This window comes from Candidatus Alistipes pullistercoris (genome assembly GCF_027665465.1).
Classification (GTDB): domain Bacteria; phylum Bacteroidota; class Bacteroidia; order Bacteroidales; family Rikenellaceae; genus Alistipes_A; species Alistipes_A hominis.
On sequence record NZ_JAQDED010000011.1, the window covers coordinates 47,109 to 64,090 of the forward strand.

Consider the following 16,982-nt stretch of genomic DNA (forward strand, 5'->3'; position numbering starts at 1 on the left):
TTATTTGAGAATATCCCGCAGCCCTTTGCGGTTCAGTACGGCAATCGACGACGCTTCGGATCGGATCAGGTGTTTCTTTTCCAGTTCCATGAGTACGGTTTGCAGCGCGCTGCGCGTGGCGTCGAAATATTCGGCGATTTCGCGGATGTCGGGTACCGGTACCGAGCCGGATTCTTCGGAAGTGTGTTCCAGCAGGTAAGTGGCGACTTTCTCTTTCAGCGACCGGAACGACAGGAAAAAGATTTTTTTCGACCAGACGTTGGCGCGGTTCGAAATGATGTCGATAAAGTTCGACATAATCAGCACGTTGGCCTGCATCAATTCGAAAATATAGCCCCGGTGCAGCGTCATGATCGTTACGTCGCCGTCGGCGATCACGTCGATCGGCAGTTTGTTGTAACCGCCGAACAGGAAAGCGGGGGCGATCAGCTGCGGGGCCTCGATCGGGTCTACCACGATCGTTTTGCCGCCCGAAACCATCTCTCCGTGCACCCGTCCTTTCAGGATGATCATCAGGCCCGAATAGGCGGTATCCCGGTGGGCGATGCAGTCTTTATCCTTGTATTCGGTCAGGGAGAATTCGCCCCTTTCACCGATCGTTTCCCTGATCTGTTCCGCCGTCAGACCTCTGAACAGCGGGCACTGAGCCAATATCGCATACATATCCTTCACAGATTTAAAAGGTTCTCTAATAATGCGTGAAGTTACTACTTTTTCTTCATTCCGCCAAGCGGTTTCGGCAGATCGGCGGTTACCAGCGCGGAACCATCGCGTTCGGAATGTAGCGCAGCCGGTGCGTGGAATCGGGCAGCAGGTCGACGGCGATTAGGTCGAACTGCGTATCCGCGTCGATCCGGTACAGGGCGACGTATTGCTGTGCGGCCCGGAACAGCGCGTTGAATTTTTTCCGGGTCATGGCCTCTTCGGGCGCGGTCAGTCCGTCCGCCTTCCGGGATTTCACTTCCACGATGTGCAACACGCCCTCTTTGCGGGCGACGATGTCCAGCTCGTAGCGGCCGCTGCGCCAGTTGCGGTGCAGCAGGTCGAAACCTTCCGAAAGGAGAAAGCGGGCGGCGATCTCCTCGCCGCGTTGTCCGATACGTATCGACGACATGCCGCGAAGTTACATCAGAAAACTCAGGTCTTCGTCCGGATGCACCTCGAACGGCTGCGTCCCGCAACGGAAGATCCGCATCGGGCGGTTGCCGATCAACGACAGCCGGTCGCCTTCGACCCGCAACATGCACCCTTCGCGCAGTCCGGCGACGTAAGTTTCCGGATTCGCAGCGATGTATTCCAGAATGCGCTGTTCGCGGGTTTCGCCGGCATGACCGTCGGGATGGGCGTCCGTATAATGCGGATTGATCTGGAATTTCACTAGTCCGGCGGCGATGAACGACGCCGGTTCGACGATCGGCATGTCGTTCGTGGTGCAGATTGTCGGACAGGCCACGTTGCTGCCGGCGCTCCATCCGATATAGGGCATACCGTCGAAGGCCCGTTCGCGGATCGCCTGCACGAGACCCTGTTGCTGCATGGCCCGGATCAGCGCGAACGTGTTACCGCCGCCGACGACGACCGCTTCGGCCGCACGCACGGCGCGGGCCGGGTTGCTTTCGCGGTGTACGGAACGCACCTCGACGCCCAGTTCCGAAAATCGTGCCTGTACTTTGCTCTGGTAGTCGTCGTAAGAGAACGTAACGGCGGCGTAAGGGATGAACAGCACTTCCCGGACAGGGCCCAGGAACTCCCGGATCTGTCCGACCGGATATTCGAGAAACCCTTCGCCGGCATTGGTCGAATTACTGATAAGCAGTAGACGCATGATATACTGTGTTTTACGAGACGCCTTTACAATCGGGCGATCTCTTTTTCTATTTCTGCCGGAAAGTGCTCGTATTCCAGCGCGTGGACTTTGGCCGCTACCGTCTCCGGCGTATCGGTTTCGGTTACCGGCACGCGGTACTGAGCCAGGATGTCGCCGCTGTCGTAGCGCTCGTTGACGCGGTGGATCGTGATTCCTGTTTCCCGGTCTCCGGCCTCCACGACCGCGCGGTGCACCCGGTCTCCGTACATACCCTTGCCGCCGTGGCGCGGCAGCAGGGCCGGATGGATGTTCACGATCCGGTTCGGGTAAGCGGTCAGCAGGTTTTCGGGTACCAGCCACAAGAATCCGGCCAATACGACGTAATCGATCTGCCGCCGGCGCATCAGCACGACGATCCGGTCGCTATTATAGAAGGTGTCCCGGTCGAATACGACCGATTCGATCTGCAGTTTCTCGGCGCGGCGGAGCACTTTGGCATCCGGTCTGTTGGTCAATATCAGTTCGACGCGGGCCGTATTTCCGGCGGCGAAGTAGCCGGCGATGTTTTCCGCGTTGGAACCCGACCCGGATGCGAAAATGGCTATTTTCTTCATTTTTAGATTTTTATGCGATAGTTAACGTGTCGTATCCGTAAAAAAAAGAAAGAATTATCAAAAATAATCGAAAAAGTGTTACTTTTGCAAAAATTTGGCTTTGAAATATAAAGTTATTTTTGGAATAAACACAATTGTTAAACTTAAACTAATTTGATTATGTCAGACGTTTCATCAAAAGTGGTTGAGATCATCGTTGACAAGCTCGGCGTTGATGCTGCTGAAGTTGTTCCCGCCGCAAGCTTTACCAATGACCTGGGCGCGGATTCGCTGGACACCGTGGAATTGATCATGGAATTCGAAAAGGAATTCGAGATTTCGATTCCGGACGAAGATGCTGAAAAGATCACCACCGTAGGTGATGCTATTAACTACATTTCTGCCAAGAAATAATTAAGAGCCTTTGAGACAGGGCGTTTGTCAAACGAATTTGTTGTATTTTATGAAACAGAGAAGAGTTGTGATTACGGGGATAGGTACCATTAACCCCTTAGGTAACAGCATTGAGGAGTACTTCACTAATCTTGAAAAAGGTGTAAGCGGAGCAGGACCTATTACTCATTTTGACCCTTCTAACTTCAAGACAAAATTTGCCTGCGAACTCAAAGGTTACGAACCGAATAACTTCTTCGATCGCAAGGAGGTGCGTAAATACGACCTCTATTCGCAGTATGCGTTGATCGCCGCCGAACAGGCGGTGCAGGACTCGGGGATCGAGCCCGAAAAGCTCGACCTCGAACGCGTGGGAGTTATCTGGGGATCGGGTATAGGTGGATTGGAAACATTCTACCAAGAGGTAAAGAGCTATGTCGAGGGAGGTTTCATTCCGCGATATAGCCCTTTCTTCATACCTAAGATGATTGCGGATCTGGCTGCCGGCCACATTTCGATGAAATACGGTTTCCGGGGCCCGAACTATTGTACGGTTTCGGCCTGCGCTTCGTCGAACCATGCGATGATCGATTCGTTGAATTACATTCGCTGGGGCAAGGCGGACATGATTCTCACGGGAGGTTCCGAGGCCGCGATCAACCCTCCGGGAGTCGGAGGTTTCAATTCGATGCAGGCCCTCTCGACCCGCAACGACGACCCGCAGAAAGCTTCGCGGCCGTTCGATGCCGATCGCGACGGGTTCGTGATCGGAGAAGGCGCCGGAGCGTTGCTGCTCGAAGAGTACGAGCATGCCGTTGCCCGCGGGGCCAAAATCTATGCCGAGGTAGCCGGCGGCGGCATGAGCGCCGATGCTTACCACCTGACCGCTCCCGATCCGGAAGGGAAAGGCGCGAAAAAGTCCATGCTCGACGCCGTTGCGGATGCGGGGCTGAAAGTTGAGGACATCGATTACGTGAATGTGCACGGAACGTCCACTCCGGTAGGCGACATAGCCGAGATCAAAGGATTGTTCGCCGCGTTCGGAGACCACATTTACAACCTGAACATCAGCTCCACGAAGTCGATGACCGGGCACCTGCTGGGCGCCGCCGGTTCGATCGAAGCGCTGGCTTGCGTGATGGCCCTGACCAAAGGGATCGTGCCTCCGACGATCAACAACGAAAACCTCGATCCGAATATCGATCCGAAGCTCAACCTGACGCTCAACGTCGCCCAGAAACGCGATGTGAAGTGCGCGCTGAGCAACACGTTCGGTTTCGGCGGACACAACTCGACGGTCGTACTCAAAAAGATGTAATGTTTGGAACGATACAGTCTTATTTCAGGCTGCGTTACGGCAGGGATAAGGCGTATTATCGAATGCTGAAAACTATTTTCGGGCTTCGTCCGAATAATATAGAACTCTATAAGCTGGCCTTGATTCACAGGTCAGCTTCCTTGTTTCTGGACGACGGGGCCCCGATCAATAACGAACGGCTCGAATTCCTCGGCGACGCGGTGATCGAGTCGATCGTATCGGATTTCCTGTTCATCGAGTTTCCCGAGGCGGATGAGGGGTTTCTGTCCCGGTTGCGTTCGCGGATCGTCCGGCGTTCGTCGCTGAACCGGCTGGCGATCGAGATCGGGCTCGACCGGTACGTGATCGCCCAGGGCGGCAACGGCTTTGCCCAGAAACACCTGTACGGGGATACGCTCGAAGCAATGATGGGAGCGGTTTACCTCGACAAGGGATACGATTTTTCGAACCGGCTTTTTATCAACGGGATTCTGCGGAAATACGTCGATCTGGACGATATGTCCGAGCAGGAGACCGATTTTAAGAGCCGTTTGATCGAATGGAGCCAGAAAAACCGGAAACGCTTGCAGTTCGATTCGGCGCCCAGCGCGTCGTATACGGCCAAATCGCCTCATTTCCGGACGACCGTTCTGGTAGACGGCCGACCGTCCGGCGACGGGGAGGGAGACAGTAAAAAGGAGTCTGAACAGCGGGCGTGTCAGGAGGCGATCCGTCGGCTGGAACGGCTGGGGGAATCGGTGCTTTCCGAGGCAGCCGGAGGTTCGGACGGCGAATGACGTTATAAACGGAATGATGCGGGATATTTCATCGGTTACGGACAAACAGGTGCGCGAAAAACTGGTTGCGCAAGGACCGTCTGCGCTGTCGGATGCCGAATTGCTGAGCATTCTGCTTCGGGACGGCGATGCCGGGGATTCGGCCGTCGGGCTGGCGGAGCGATTGCTGGCGCACTTCGGCGGAAGCCTTGCCCGGATGGAACGTTGCGATTTGCCGGCCCTGCGCATGGTGGGAGGGCTCGGTATCCGCAGAGCCGCCACGGTTGCCGCCGCGCTGGAACTGGGGCGCAGGCTTCGGATCGAAGAGGGACAACAGATCGATTCGGTGCGTACCGATCAGGATATCGTCGCGATGTTCCAGCCGCAGCTCGGCGCGTTGCCTTACGAAGAGTTCTGGGCGGTTTATCTCAATGCTTCGAACCGGGTGATCGACCGGATGCGGGTCAGCCAGGGGGGCGTTTCTGCTACCGTCGTGGATCACCGGCTGATCGTCAAGCGGGCCGTCGAAAAACTGGCGAATGCGCTGGTGCTGGTGCACAATCATCCGTCGGGAAACGAACTGCCGAGCGACGAAGACAAAGCCCTGACCGGTCGGGTCGATCTGGCGGCTTCGCTGTTCGACATTACGCTGCTCGATCATATCATCGTTACGGCGGGGCCTTGTTACAGTTTCCGCAGTCACGGCTTTTTCGATAAACGGCCGAATCCGTAGGAGTCCGGTGCGCAACGCATGTTTTTATTTACGGAAGAGCGGTGCGCTTTTGATCGAAATTCATTTACTTTGCATTTCCAAACGGCAGAAAAATGGCACTTATTTTATGTATAGAAGCGGGGACGGACGTAGGTTCGGTGGCGCTGGCCAAAAACGGCGAATTGCTTTCGCTGCTTGAGAATCTCGAAGGAAGACAGCATGCGCAGAACCTGGCCGTTTACGTGCAGGAAGTATTGCAGGAACATGACCTGGATGCGGGAGATCTGGATGCGGTGGCGGTCGGCAAGGGGCCGGGTTCGTATACGGGGCTGCGGATCGCCGTCTCGCTGGCTAAGGGAATCTGTTACGGCGCCGGGATTCCGCTGATCGCCGTGAACAGCCTCGAGGCGCTGGTTCACGTTGCTCTGGAAGATTTCGATGCGGGGATTCTCGGCGTGGACGATATGCGGAACATGAAGTTGCTGCCGATGATCGACGCCCGCCGGATGGAGGTGTACTGCCAGTTGTTCGATGCGGCGGCGAAGCCGCTCTCGGAAGTGACGGCGCATATCGTCACGCCCGAAAGTTTTCTGGAACAACGTACCGAAAAGGGCGGATTGCTGGTGTTCGGGAATGGCGCGGCGAAGAGCCGGGAGCTGTTTACCGAGCCGGGCGTACATTTTGCGGAGGTCACTCCTTCGGCTCGCGGACTGGTCAAACCGGCTTTCAAGGCCTTTGCGGCGAAGAAATTCGAAGATACGGCCTACTTCGAACCATTTTATCTGAAAAATTTTGTCGTAAATTGTTCGTCGAAAAAAATATTTTGATTACATTTGCACCGTAAAAATAATCATTGACCCATGGTGTAATGGTAACACTGCAGATTCTGGTTCTGCCTTTCTTGGTTCGAATCCAGGTGGGTCAACAGAAAGGAAGCTCTTTTCAGGGCTTCCTTTTTTTGTACCTGGGTGGAATCAGGATTTTTCTCGTGTCCGTAAAAGGCCGCAGGGATCGCTGTAAACGATCCCTGCGGTTCCCCGAAAAAGGTTAAGTTTGGGTTAAGTGAAGTTGGGTTTATTTCGTTTCGACCAGGAATACCGATTGCGAAGGCTCCACGCGGAGTCTTACCAGGCTGACCCGGTCTTTTCCTTTTTTGGCGTATTCCGGCTGTAAAGCGGTGACTTCGCCGGTATGCGGATTCCAGAGTTCGTAGCGTTTTTTGCCGCGCAGCGCGACGGCGGAATCGAACGCTTTCCCGTTGAGGTTCGCAAAATAATAAATGTCTTTTCCGGCGCGCTCTTTATGGATGTAGCGCATCGGTACGATGCCTTCGGGAAATTCCACGTCGAACGTTTCCGACGGACGGGCCAGCGCGTTGCGCAATGCATCGGCACCGGGCTTGGCGAGGAAAACGACGCGGCCTCCCGCCGGATTCGTATGGGGCTCGCCGCTGCTGCGCAGCTTTTCCGGCAGCAGTTTGTCCATCAGGGCTACGACCTGCGCGTCTGCATTCGGCTCGGTCGACTTGACCGGCAATTGCGTTGTGAAGATCACCTGGCCGCCGGCTTCGAAGAAGGTCAATATTTTGGCTAGATTCGCGACGCTGATCGTCTTCGACGACGGAACGATCAGCGTGCGGAACGTGTTGTATTGTTTCGTGTTGGCCAGTGTCAGACCGTTCTTGTCGACTCGGCAGGCGTCCTGCAGCACTTCCGGGTGCAGAAACTGGAAATCGCGGCCGAGTTCGTTGGTCAGCCGCTGGCTGATCTGCACGTAATCCATGTCGGGGATCTTCACGCCTCCCGCGTAAGCTCCCAGCGGTCCGTCGAAGTAGTGCTCCCCCTGCATCGTTTCGATCGGATACAGCATCGCGACGTCGGTGACGAAGCGGTCGTCGTTGCGCAGCAGCATGTTCAGCCGCGCCAGGAAAGTGTTGAATTCGTACAGTCCCTGGTTGTACAGCCTGTTTCGGTGGGACAGCTCGGGCTCGAACGTAACGTCCCGGTCGTTGAACCATACCGCGTGCGGGATCAGCATGTTGATCCCCTTTGAGTATTGATCCATCGCTACGTTGTAGAGGGTGTCCCACGGGATGTTACCCATCGCTCCGTAGGTTTCCGACATGACCAGCGAATGATCCCAGTTGTAGGCCGCCGAGCTGACTATTTTGTAGAATTTCTCGGCCGGCCGGTCGCCTCCGATTTTGTCGATTCCCGGAACATCCTGGTATTTGAAGCATTTCATCAGGTCGGCGGAAGTTCCGACCGGGTTTTCGATCTCTTCGTTATCCTGATGTCCGGTCGCAACGATGCCGTGCGCTTTGCTCCACTCGCTGACCGCTTTCGGATAAGCCGCTGCGTAAAGCTCGGCCCGCAGACCGAACAGGGCGTTCCGCGCGGCCTGCGTTTCCGGGCCGATGTCGTACCAGAGTGCCGGATAGTACAGCGCCGGGCTGGAGCCGTATTTTTTTATGTAGGTCTCGTTGAATGTCGGCGTCCAGCAACGGGCCTGCGCGCGGTACAGCGTCGGTTCGTCGAAAAAGGTCGAAGTGATCGTCTTTCCGAAATATTCGGGCATCCGTTTGTAGTAAGCCTCGTGCGTCATCGAAATGTAGGCTTTGGCCGCCTCTTCGCTCAGATAATCCATGTTCGGATCGTCGTCCGCGACGCAGACGAACTGCATGATTTTCCAGTTCCCTTCGGGTACTTTCCAGACGATGGTTTCCTCGGTGATGTTGCCTGACAGGTCGATCCGTTCTTTCGTGTCGGCGTTCATGGCCACGGCGGCCATCAGTTGACCCGTTTTACTGACCGGGCTGACGTAGGTGGCCCCGCCCCGGGTTTCTTCTTCGATTTTGTCGAGCCGCTTCATCGTGAGGTTCGGGAAGCGGTTCCGAAACCGGGGAACTCCGTCCGCGTTGATCGCTCCGCCGCTGCCGCTCGGGAATCCGTATTCGTCGTACAGCGAGAGAGTCAGCCCCAGTTCGGCGGCCTTTTCGACGGCGTATTTATAACGTTCGAAATACTCTTCGGTCAGGTACTTGGGCGTCAGATTGGGGCCGAACGGCAAAATCGCCAATCCTCCGTAGCCGCATTTTTCCAGAAAGCCGGGCATTTGGGCGTCGATACCTTCTTTGGTAATGTCGGTATTGTTCCAGAACCATAGCGGATCGGGACGGAATTTCGTAGGGGGAGTTTTGAATTCGGACGGCTCCTGCGCCACGGCCGTAACGCAAAAAAACAGGCACAATAGGCTCAGACGAAAGGTTCTCATAAGATCGTATTTTTAGGATAATGCAAAATAAACGGATAAAAACGGGTCGAAGGTGCTATTTTTGACATTATAAGTCGATTTTTTGTTTTCGAAAAAGCAAACTTTCAATCGCGCGCGGTGTCAAAACTATCGTTTTTTAACGGGACTGGTAAAATGGTCGTGAAAAATAATGTTTGAAATTGTAAAAATAAACTCGGAAAAAATTTTTTATTTATGACTGAATTATTATCTTTGTTACGTATCTACACGCGTTTTACAGCCAGTTATCTATAAATTAAGGTGTAGAGGACTGGAAAATAGGATGGGTGAAGTGCGTCTTCCGGTGAAGAAGAGGCGATGGAGAAAGCGGGGCGGAGACGGATATTTTCCTTGGCGATTTTGGAAACCCGTGGGATTACGTATTGGCCGCGAGGGATATGCGGCATTTGGTGAACGGAACGGAATAACCTGAAAACTATTGATTTAACGATTAACGCGACTCTATGAATAAACCTCGACCTTGGCTGTATTGGGCGGTATTGTCGGTTTTGTGTCTGCTGGGCGTGTCCTGCTGTAAACAACAGCAAAAGGACCCGTTTCGGTACAAGGTCGCGATCATCGGCAATCCGTCGAATCCCGATATCCGGTACGACGAGTCCCAGATGCAGGCTCTCAAGAATTTGGGGTATAATACGTTGCAGTTGAACATCGCCTGGGGAGCCCGTCCGGCCGACGAACCGCTGAATCTGGAGGATATCCTTTATGTCGACGGAATCGGCAGCCGGGAAAAAGCCGATCAGCGTTTGCAGGCTATCAAAGAACGGGCTCGGATCGCCAAAAAATGGGGATTCCGGACGTTGTTCCATTTCGGCGCCCCGAGAGTCGATTCGCTGTATAAGATCCTGACGCCGGATCTGATTGACATCGCCACCGAAAAAAACAGCATTCAGAAAAAAGAGATCGTCGACAAATACGTTTCGTTGTTGAAAAGGCTGAAGCAAGAGGTTCCCGAGCTGGACGATATCGAAGTTTATACGTTCGATCAGGACGCATGGGTCGCCAACGAGTTCGGAAACGGCCCGACCGACCGGGATATCCCGTTGCACGAACGTATTCCCGCCTTTCTACAAGCTTTGACCGGAGCCTGGGCCGAAGTGAGTCCGGACGGGATGGTCTGGTGGGAACCGTGGGAAATTTCCGCGGGACAGATCTATGCCTGCATTCCGTCGCTTCCGACTCGGAACTTCGGGATGTTTCTGCATTCCAACATAGCGGAAGTACAACTGAGCCGGCCGGTGGATGTCTGGTTTAAAAATACGGTGCAGCTTTGCGCCGAACGCGGCATTCCGGTAGTCGGTGAAATTTTTATGGCCAGCGCTAACGAGGAGTTGCAGCCGCTGACGCATATCGCCGCGCCGCGTCTGGTCGCCGAAGAGTTGGATGCCGTGGGAAATGTCCCGAATATCCAGGGCGTAAAAGAGTATTTCGGACTTACTCCCGACCGTTACGATCCGAATCAGTTGATGGCCGGGATCAAACTGCATGACTTGGCTGTGCCGAACGAACAGGCGTTGGCGGAGTTGGCCGAGCCGTTCGGAACGGCTGCCGCGGATGTGCTTTCCGCTTGGGAAGCCAGCGCGACGGGACTTGCCGTGTTCCCGTGGGACGCTACATGGCGTTTCCGGTTGTTGACCGAGAATCCGGCCGGGATCGAAGTGTACCATCGCTGGGACATCGCCCATATCGAAGGGGCCGTAGCTCCTTCTCCGAGTTGGAAATCGACGCGCCGGAGTTTGTTTATGACCACCGAGAGCGAATCGCTCGACCCGTGGTTCTTCGAAGATATCGAACTGCGCTGTGAGACGAGTTCCGAAAAATTGCTGGCGGCGGCCGATCTTTACCGGAAAGCGCAACAGCAGGTGAACGACGAACCTTACGCCGCTTATTTGGCGGAAAATATAAAGGATATCGAAGTGCTCGAACAGATGATTACCGCTATCCGGTGCTACTGCCGCGAAGCGAATCTGGTTCACTTGATGCGCAAGCATGTCGTCGAAGGGAATCCTATTCCGCAGGCTTTGATCGATCGTTTCGAGGCGATTATGCAGGTGGATATCGCCAATCAGGCGAAAGGGTTCGCCGAAAACCGGTCGGGCAATACGCCGGCCGCGGAAATGCTCAAGCTTTTCCGGAAAGATCCGGCCGGATGGGTTACGGCTTACTTACATTACCGATAACGAAAACGAAAACGAATACTAAAATTTAAATGTTCATTAATCAGTTTTAATTATGAAAAAGTTAACTTACATTGCACAGTTGTCGGCAGTTGCGCTGCTGCTGGTACAGATGAGTAGCTGTGATAGTATGCCCGATCCGAGTCCGATCTCGGATAAGTATGCCCGCCCGGAAGAGGTGGTCGAAACGGGGATACCTGTCATTACCGATGGCGGGGCGGTAATCTACTCTCCTACGAACGACAATTTCCGTTATGCGGCTTCGATGATCGCAAATTCGGACGGTACGATGAGCGCATGGTATTCCACTCCGGGGGGACTGAACGGAAGTATGCCGGCGCGTACGAAACTGAACGGCAGCGGCGACGGCGGCGGCGCCAAGGGCTGGCATGGCGAAGGGGGCAACGGAGCGATTTACTATATGTTCGATCAATCGTTTTACGGTTGGGCGGTACACTGTCCGAACTGGGATAATCCGAATTCGTCGATGCGTTTCTCTCTTTACAACTGGGATACGAATTACCAGACGACCCTGACCGGTACGCCGATCGCAACCTACGAATTCGTGCATTACGACCAGGCCGGCGAAGCCGGTTGGCTGGAACTCAACGCCGATAACGGAGGTTATACCGAAGCGACCGGAAGTCTTAAATTCCCGATGGGGGCTTATCTGCTGTATATGGAGAGAACCGAAGGTACTCCGGGCGCCTGGGGCGGAGCCACGGCTAATGGCATGATCTGCTGGGTGAACGGAAGCGAAACATCCGGTATAACAGGGCACGAGAACTCCGTTCAATATACGGCTCCCGGCGACGTCGGATACTCGTCTCAGATTCGTTATTACAGCGCACCTACCGCTTCGATCAATGCCGTATGGTCTGAGGACGAAGTGATTGCGGTAGCTCCGACCAAGGATAAGGCGGATAAATACTATGCCAAGGATCCGTCGGTCGTGAAAGTCGGGGATTACTATTACATGGCCTATACCGGGTCGGCTACGCTGGACGAAAGCCTGGACAACAACGTGTTTGTTGCCCGGAGTGCGACGATCAACGGAAAAGACTGGGAAAAATGGAACGGTTCGTCGTGGGGAGGAGATCCGGCTCCTGCGGTCGATGCCGAGCTTTCGGCAACCGAAACGTTCTTCGGAGCCGGAGAACCGAGCCTGGTCGTGAAGGGAGATCAGATCTATCTGTACTACACGTACAGCGACAATGAACAGAAAATTTACAACGTTCGGCTGATGACGGCTGCCGCCAGCGATCCGAACTGGCCGGCATCTATGACCGATCAGGGCGAAGTAATCGACCGCACGGCCTTCAAAGGGCTGAACATCGATGGTTGCAGCGTAAGATATATCGAAGATCAGGATTGTTTTCAAGCCGTACACGGCGTGAATATCGCGGATGTGAACAGTTATTCGGTCGTATGGGTTTCGAAAGACGGCGTCTCGGGATGGGAACAGAAAGGCGTGCTTTCGAACAATATCCGCGTACGCGCCAAATATGCCCGTTTCATCTGCAACGAGCAGAGCCATATTACGTCGACGACTCCCCGCCTGATGATTTATCAGAACGGCGGACAGTATTCCAAGACGGCATGGCCGACCAGGATGGTGCCTTATTCTTTCGTGGAATAAAACCTGACGGTATTATAGCGGGGAGCAATTAATGGAGAGCACCGGTTGCTCCCCGCTTTTCAAAGGAAATTTGAATTTTTAACAAATAACTGTTTTATTATAATACCTAAAAACTATGAGAAAATTGTTCTATTTGATAGCTTGTCTATCACTTACCGGTCTCTTGGGTGCATGCAACGATGACAAGGAGAATGGTGACGACGGCGAGCTTTCTTTCAAGTTTCCTCTGACTGAGTACGAATCAGCGAAAATCGGAGGGAAGAAAGTAATCGGTTTTTCGACCGTGGGAGATTGGACTGCTGAAGTGAAATACAAAGTGGCTCCTGCAACCGTGGACGACGAATGGCTGGAGATTTCTCCGAAAAGCGGGAATGCGGGCCATTGGTTCCTGACGCTCAACCTTAACGAGAATCCGGATTACGACGACCGCGAAGCCGAGGTAGTTATCACTTCGGGAGGAGAAACCAAAACGTTGAAAGTTACCCAGCTTTCTACGTCGGCGATGTTCTTGCCGCAAACCACTTATAATGTGGGCGAAAGCGGCGGACCGGTGGCTCTTACCGTACAGACGAACCGCCCGTTCAGCGTTGAGGCGGACGACGCTTGCAAGGATTGGATCATTGTGCCGGATTCCAAAGCGGTGATGAAAGATTCGGTCTTTACCGTAACGGTTCTGTCCAATCCTGCGTTGGATGCCCGTACGGGGTATGTGTATGTGACGGAAATCGTTGCCGATGAGAAGGAAGAGACCTTAACTCGCCGGATCGAAATCGTACAGAGAGGCGATTTCGGTTATTTCATCATGCGTGGATCGAGCTCGGATCTGACGGCTCCGAGTGTCGTGCAGACGGGCGAAAATGCATTCAATGCATTCTACCTGTTTAAGCAATACAGCGCTAACAGGGAAGAAATGCATGTGTGGAACGGAGATGCTCAAGGCCCTATTGATTTGTCTGCAAATGGAGAATTCGGGGTACGTTTCGTAGCTGCCGGACCATTTACCGACATGCAGGTGTCTTGTTGTACTTGGTCGCAACAGCATGGAGACGGAGTAATGACCGCTTCTTTGTATGTTTGGGATACGGATTATGCTACTACTGTTAAACGCAACCCCGTGAATCAGAAAAAAGATCTTTCATACGGGGATAATAGTTGGCCTAGTTTGTTGAATGCGGATCAAGGTAATACTTATCCTGCAGGAGAATATCTGGTTGTAATGCAATCGACGAAGCAAAGTTCGGGAGTTTGGTCTGCTTCCGCAGGAGCTAAAGACGGTTTCCAGGGATTCTTGGCAGGCCAAGCCGTATCGTCCAATTGCCCGAAGGTACGCATCTATTATGTCAGCGGCAGTAAGACAGGTGCGGCTTACCGTGAAACTAAGGATGGCGGTGTTACCTGGAGAGATCAGAGTTATGTGTTCTCTTTGAATGAAAGTTGGCTCGAAAAATGTTCTCCGACGGATTTGCGTGTGGTAAAATGTGACGGTTACTATTATGCGGCTTTTGCGGATGGTGGCAACGTTAAGTTAGCACGTACTGCGAATATTAAAGACTCTTGGGCTAAATGGGACGGCTCTGCTTGGGGAGATGGAGATTACGCTTCCGTGGTTGCGAGCGAGGTTCCTGTATCTGTGGTTGAGAATAACGGTCAGATTTATTTGTATACCATGAAGGGGAATAAGTTGGTCGTTCGTACGGCTGCCTCCGGAGACAACTGGCCCGCTGCGTTGAGCGCAAGCGCCGATGCCTGGACATTCGACAGCAATACGGATGTGGACGTGAAGTTTGTCAATGGGCAGTTCACGGCAACCTATGTCAAGAGCAATCAAACCTGTGTACTGCTGTCGGACGACGGTACGACCTTTACCGATGGCGGAGTAGCTTATGCAAGAATGTTCGACGGTAGTAAATCCGCACGCTACGCATCGGGTGTTACCGGCGAGACGCAGTACATGTCTTATGTATGTACTCAGGGATGGTACTTTAAGATTATCAGCAATGATTAATCGAAAAGTCATTTAGGTTAGTAGTTTTTTGGCGAAGCCGGATCAAATGATCCGGCTTCGCTTTTTTATTACGGTATTTTACGGTCGGTTCCGGATTTTTCGAAAGGAGCGTCAGGGATGGATCGGAATCGTTTCATCCTGTCGGATTCGGATAATCGGGGTAAAACTCTGAAAATATTTGTTATTTTTGTATAATAAAATTTAATGAAATGAAAAAATATTTAATTGCTTTTTTGATCGTGTTCGTTGCCGTCGCCTGTTGGCAATGCGGCGACAAAGGAGAAGACGATCCTGCGCCGGATCCGAAAATCGAAATTACCGGTTCCCCGGAGGTGAATTTACCGGCGGCCGGAGGGAACGGGGTTATCTCTTTTACCACCAATGTGGCATGGAGCGCGAAAGTAAACGACACGAAGGCTTCCTCCTGGTGCAGTATATCGCCCGAGTCGGGGAAAGCAGGCGATGTGAAAATAACCGTTACGGCAAAAAAAGATTATGAATTGTACGACGACTTTTCAGCGGAAGTCGTCATTACGGCGGGAACCGCGAGCGAGACCGTTACGGTGACGCGCGGACAGAAAGATGCGCTGATTCTGACGCAGGATTTTTATACGGTTCCGTCTGCCGGCGAAACGATCGACGTGGAACTTCAACAGAACGTCGATTACGAAGTGCAGATCCCCGATACCGTTCAATGGATCACCCGGGTCGGATCGAAAGGCCTGTCGACCGACGTGCTGCATCTGAAAGTCGATCCTTTCGACAAGACCGACGCCATTCGGTACGCTTTTGTCCTCGTCAAAGACAAAAACAGCGATCTGAGCGCGAAAATTACCGTAAAGCAAGGAGCGAAATATGTTCCCACCATTTCCGACGGATGGGATATTTATAAGGCCGGCACTTACCGTTATGGGCCGTCGATCATGATTCATGACGACGGTTCGATCGATGCGTGGTTTGCCGCATCCGGCGGTCAGTACGGCGATTGGAATTACCTGTTCAATCAGAGCGGAACGCATGAGGCGCAAGGTATTACCGGCAATAATACGGTCGGACAGAAGTTTACCGCAAAAACTCCGTTCTGGAGTATCAGCGTAACCAGCCCGAATTGGAACGGGAAGCCCTGCGGTTTTACTTTTAATTTGTACAAGTGGGACGATGCGAGCATGAGTTACAGCCAGGTCGTTCAACAGACGCCGGTAGCGACTGCGACGTTCAAAGATTATAAAGACGGGGAAAAGATCGGGGTGACCAACGACGATAAGTTTCCGGCCGGGACTTATTTGTGGGAGCTGTCCAAAGGGCTGACCGAGCAATCGGGCGTTTGGCTGGCTACCGGAAGCGTTTCGGGCGTTACCAGTTACAAAAACGGGCAGGTCGTGAGCGGCCGGAACTGGCAGGCGCAGTACAGCGTGGACAAAACGAGCGGTTATAATTTCTGGGATCAGGCTTCTTACCAGCATTCGGACGACGGAGGCAAGACATGGACGAAGGAAGAGATGGTACTGTTGCCGACCGAATTTTCGTCCGATCATTTTTCCGTATGCGATCCGGGAGTTGCACGGTGGGGCGGTTATTATTATATCGGATATACCTCCACCGAAAATGAAGCGATGGTCGAAAACCATGTCTACGTAGCCCGCTCCAAATTCCCGAACGGGCCGTGGGAGAAATGGAACGGTTCCGGCTGGACAACCGGAACGGACGTACAACCGGTAATCCGTTACGACGGCAATCCCGTGAATTTCGGAGCCGGAGAACCGTCGATAGTCGTTCTCGACAATACGGTTTATTTCTATTATTCGTGGGACGACCAGAGCGTTACCACGCGTGTAGCGACTGCGTCGGCCGACGATCCGAACTGGCCCGGTCACCTCGTGTTCCATGGAACGGCGATGGATAAAGGCGCTATCGGCGGGGCGGATCACAGCGATGTAAAATACCGGGAGGATATCGGGAAATTCCAGGCCGTGCATACGGCGGCCCGAATGTCTGCCAATAGTTACATCGTGCTGTGGCAGTCCGACGACGGGATCAAGTTTGAGAAGATCGCCGAAATCAGGGAAGGATTGCAGCCGGGCGCGCATAACTGCGGTTGGAGCGGAGACGAGCAGGGGCACATAAAACTCGGTGTTCAGCAATATATCAGTTATGCCTATACGCTCGATTTTGGTCCGGAGTCATGGGGTAAATGGAATACCCGCTGGGCGAAACTGAACTGGTAAGCCGTAGGAGAGAATCGTATCCGTTTGTCCGGAGACTTCGTTTGGGAGT

General features: G+C 53.4%; 14 protein-coding genes and 1 tRNA gene. 10 read left to right on the forward strand and 5 right to left on the reverse strand.

The window, feature by feature from the left end; all coding sequences use genetic code 11:
* The 4 genes from PGR91_RS12305 to PGR91_RS12320 all read right to left on the reverse strand — a co-directional run bounded on the left by PGR91_RS12305 (nucleotide 1) and on the right by PGR91_RS12320 (nucleotide 2,421).
* A complete protein-coding gene (locus PGR91_RS12305) occupies nucleotides 1–663 on the reverse strand; it encodes a Crp/Fnr family transcriptional regulator (RefSeq protein WP_055203116.1) in 663 nt (220 codons plus the stop codon).
* 88 nt (nucleotides 664–751) lie between these two features.
* Entirely contained in the window at nucleotides 752–1,114 is a 363-nt protein-coding gene (locus tag PGR91_RS12310) for a YraN family protein (protein WP_055203118.1), read from the reverse strand.
* A 9-nt stretch (nucleotides 1,115–1,123) separates the two neighbouring features.
* Nucleotides 1,124–1,825 carry a dipeptidase PepE gene (pepE, locus tag PGR91_RS12315; protein ID WP_101573501.1) on the reverse strand — a complete coding sequence of 234 codons (702 nt, stop codon included), beginning with the start codon at nucleotides 1,823–1,825 and terminating at the stop codon, nucleotides 1,124–1,126.
* A 26-nt stretch (nucleotides 1,826–1,851) separates the two neighbouring features.
* Complete coding sequence (locus PGR91_RS12320) at nucleotides 1,852–2,421, reverse strand: phosphoribosylglycinamide formyltransferase (protein ID WP_101573503.1); 570 nt, start codon at nucleotides 2,419–2,421, stop codon at nucleotides 1,852–1,854.
* A 159-nt stretch (nucleotides 2,422–2,580) separates the two neighbouring features.
* Here PGR91_RS12320 and PGR91_RS12325 point away from each other — a divergent pair, with 159 nt between their 5' ends.
* From PGR91_RS12325 to PGR91_RS12350, 6 genes are all read left to right on the forward strand, one after another.
* Nucleotides 2,581–2,814, forward strand: a complete 234-nt coding sequence (locus PGR91_RS12325; protein WP_055203124.1) for an acyl carrier protein — start codon at nucleotides 2,581–2,583, stop codon at nucleotides 2,812–2,814.
* A gap of 49 nt (nucleotides 2,815–2,863) precedes the next feature.
* Nucleotides 2,864–4,111, forward strand: a complete 1,248-nt coding sequence (gene fabF, locus PGR91_RS12330; protein WP_055203586.1) for a beta-ketoacyl-ACP synthase II — start codon at nucleotides 2,864–2,866, stop codon at nucleotides 4,109–4,111.
* A complete protein-coding gene (rnc, locus tag PGR91_RS12335) occupies nucleotides 4,111–4,887 on the forward strand; it encodes a ribonuclease III (protein ID WP_055203126.1) in 777 nt (258 codons plus the stop codon). The genes fabF and rnc overlap by 1 nt, the downstream gene beginning before the upstream one ends.
* Nucleotides 4,888–4,900: 13 nt before the next feature.
* Nucleotides 4,901–5,599, forward strand: coding sequence for a RadC family protein (gene radC, locus PGR91_RS12340; protein WP_310648306.1), 699 nt, complete (start codon nucleotides 4,901–4,903; stop codon nucleotides 5,597–5,599).
* A 92-nt stretch (nucleotides 5,600–5,691) separates the two neighbouring features.
* Nucleotides 5,692–6,405 carry a tRNA (adenosine(37)-N6)-threonylcarbamoyltransferase complex dimerization subunit type 1 TsaB gene (gene tsaB / locus PGR91_RS12345; protein ID WP_118457903.1) on the forward strand — a complete coding sequence of 238 codons (714 nt, stop codon included), beginning with the start codon at nucleotides 5,692–5,694 and terminating at the stop codon, nucleotides 6,403–6,405.
* A gap of 27 nt (nucleotides 6,406–6,432) precedes the next feature.
* Nucleotides 6,433–6,503, forward strand: a tRNA-Gln gene (locus PGR91_RS12350).
* A gap of 149 nt (nucleotides 6,504–6,652) precedes the next feature.
* Here PGR91_RS12350 and PGR91_RS12355 read toward each other — a convergent pair.
* Nucleotides 6,653–8,851: a glycosyl hydrolase gene (locus tag PGR91_RS12355; RefSeq protein WP_055203129.1), complete on the reverse strand. Its 2,199-nt coding sequence runs from the start codon at nucleotides 8,849–8,851 to the stop codon at nucleotides 6,653–6,655.
* A 482-nt stretch (nucleotides 8,852–9,333) separates the two neighbouring features.
* Between PGR91_RS12355 and PGR91_RS12360 the strand changes: the two genes are divergently transcribed.
* The 4 genes from PGR91_RS12360 (at nucleotide 9,334) to PGR91_RS12375 (ending at nucleotide 16,933) form a co-directional block, all read left to right on the forward strand.
* Nucleotides 9,334–11,067, forward strand: coding sequence for a hypothetical protein (locus PGR91_RS12360; RefSeq protein WP_147387418.1), 1,734 nt, complete (start codon nucleotides 9,334–9,336; stop codon nucleotides 11,065–11,067).
* A 52-nt stretch (nucleotides 11,068–11,119) separates the two neighbouring features.
* Entirely contained in the window at nucleotides 11,120–12,703 is a 1,584-nt protein-coding gene (locus PGR91_RS12365; protein WP_145996572.1) for a hypothetical protein, read from the forward strand.
* 115 nt (nucleotides 12,704–12,818) lie between these two features.
* Complete coding sequence (locus tag PGR91_RS12370) at nucleotides 12,819–14,708, forward strand: BACON domain-containing protein (RefSeq protein WP_186965856.1); 1,890 nt, start codon at nucleotides 12,819–12,821, stop codon at nucleotides 14,706–14,708.
* A gap of 209 nt (nucleotides 14,709–14,917) precedes the next feature.
* Nucleotides 14,918–16,933, forward strand: coding sequence for a BACON domain-containing protein (locus tag PGR91_RS12375; protein ID WP_118657192.1), 2,016 nt, complete (start codon nucleotides 14,918–14,920; stop codon nucleotides 16,931–16,933).
* Nucleotides 16,934–16,982: the final 49 nt, after the last annotated feature.

What these genes read in the sequence shown, in the direction of transcription:
- PGR91_RS12305 (WP_055203116.1), bottom strand. Translation starts at nt 663, where the DNA reads ATGTATGCGATATTGGCTCAGTGCCCGCTGTTCAGAGGTCTGACGGCG.
- PGR91_RS12310 (WP_055203118.1), bottom strand. Translation starts at nt 1,114, where the DNA reads ATGTCGTCGATACGTATCGGACAACGCGGCGAGGAGATCGCCGCCCGC.
- pepE (WP_101573501.1), bottom strand. Translation starts at nt 1,825, where the DNA reads ATGCGTCTACTGCTTATCAGTAATTCGACCAATGCCGGCGAAGGGTTT.
- PGR91_RS12320 (WP_101573503.1), bottom strand. Translation starts at nt 2,421, where the DNA reads ATGAAGAAAATAGCCATTTTCGCATCCGGGTCGGGTTCCAACGCGGAA.
- PGR91_RS12325 (WP_055203124.1), top strand. Translation starts at nt 2,581, where the DNA reads ATGTCAGACGTTTCATCAAAAGTGGTTGAGATCATCGTTGACAAGCTC.
- fabF (WP_055203586.1), top strand. Translation starts at nt 2,864, where the DNA reads ATGAAACAGAGAAGAGTTGTGATTACGGGGATAGGTACCATTAACCCC.
- rnc (WP_055203126.1), top strand. Translation starts at nt 4,111, where the DNA reads ATGTTTGGAACGATACAGTCTTATTTCAGGCTGCGTTACGGCAGGGAT.
- radC (WP_310648306.1), top strand. Translation starts at nt 4,901, where the DNA reads ATGATGCGGGATATTTCATCGGTTACGGACAAACAGGTGCGCGAAAAA.
- tsaB (WP_118457903.1), top strand. Translation starts at nt 5,692, where the DNA reads ATGGCACTTATTTTATGTATAGAAGCGGGGACGGACGTAGGTTCGGTG.
- PGR91_RS12355 (WP_055203129.1), bottom strand. Translation starts at nt 8,851, where the DNA reads ATGAGAACCTTTCGTCTGAGCCTATTGTGCCTGTTTTTTTGCGTTACG.
- PGR91_RS12360 (WP_147387418.1), top strand. Translation starts at nt 9,334, where the DNA reads ATGAATAAACCTCGACCTTGGCTGTATTGGGCGGTATTGTCGGTTTTG.
- PGR91_RS12365 (WP_145996572.1), top strand. Translation starts at nt 11,120, where the DNA reads ATGAAAAAGTTAACTTACATTGCACAGTTGTCGGCAGTTGCGCTGCTG.
- PGR91_RS12370 (WP_186965856.1), top strand. Translation starts at nt 12,819, where the DNA reads ATGAGAAAATTGTTCTATTTGATAGCTTGTCTATCACTTACCGGTCTC.
- PGR91_RS12375 (WP_118657192.1), top strand. Translation starts at nt 14,918, where the DNA reads ATGAAAAAATATTTAATTGCTTTTTTGATCGTGTTCGTTGCCGTCGCC.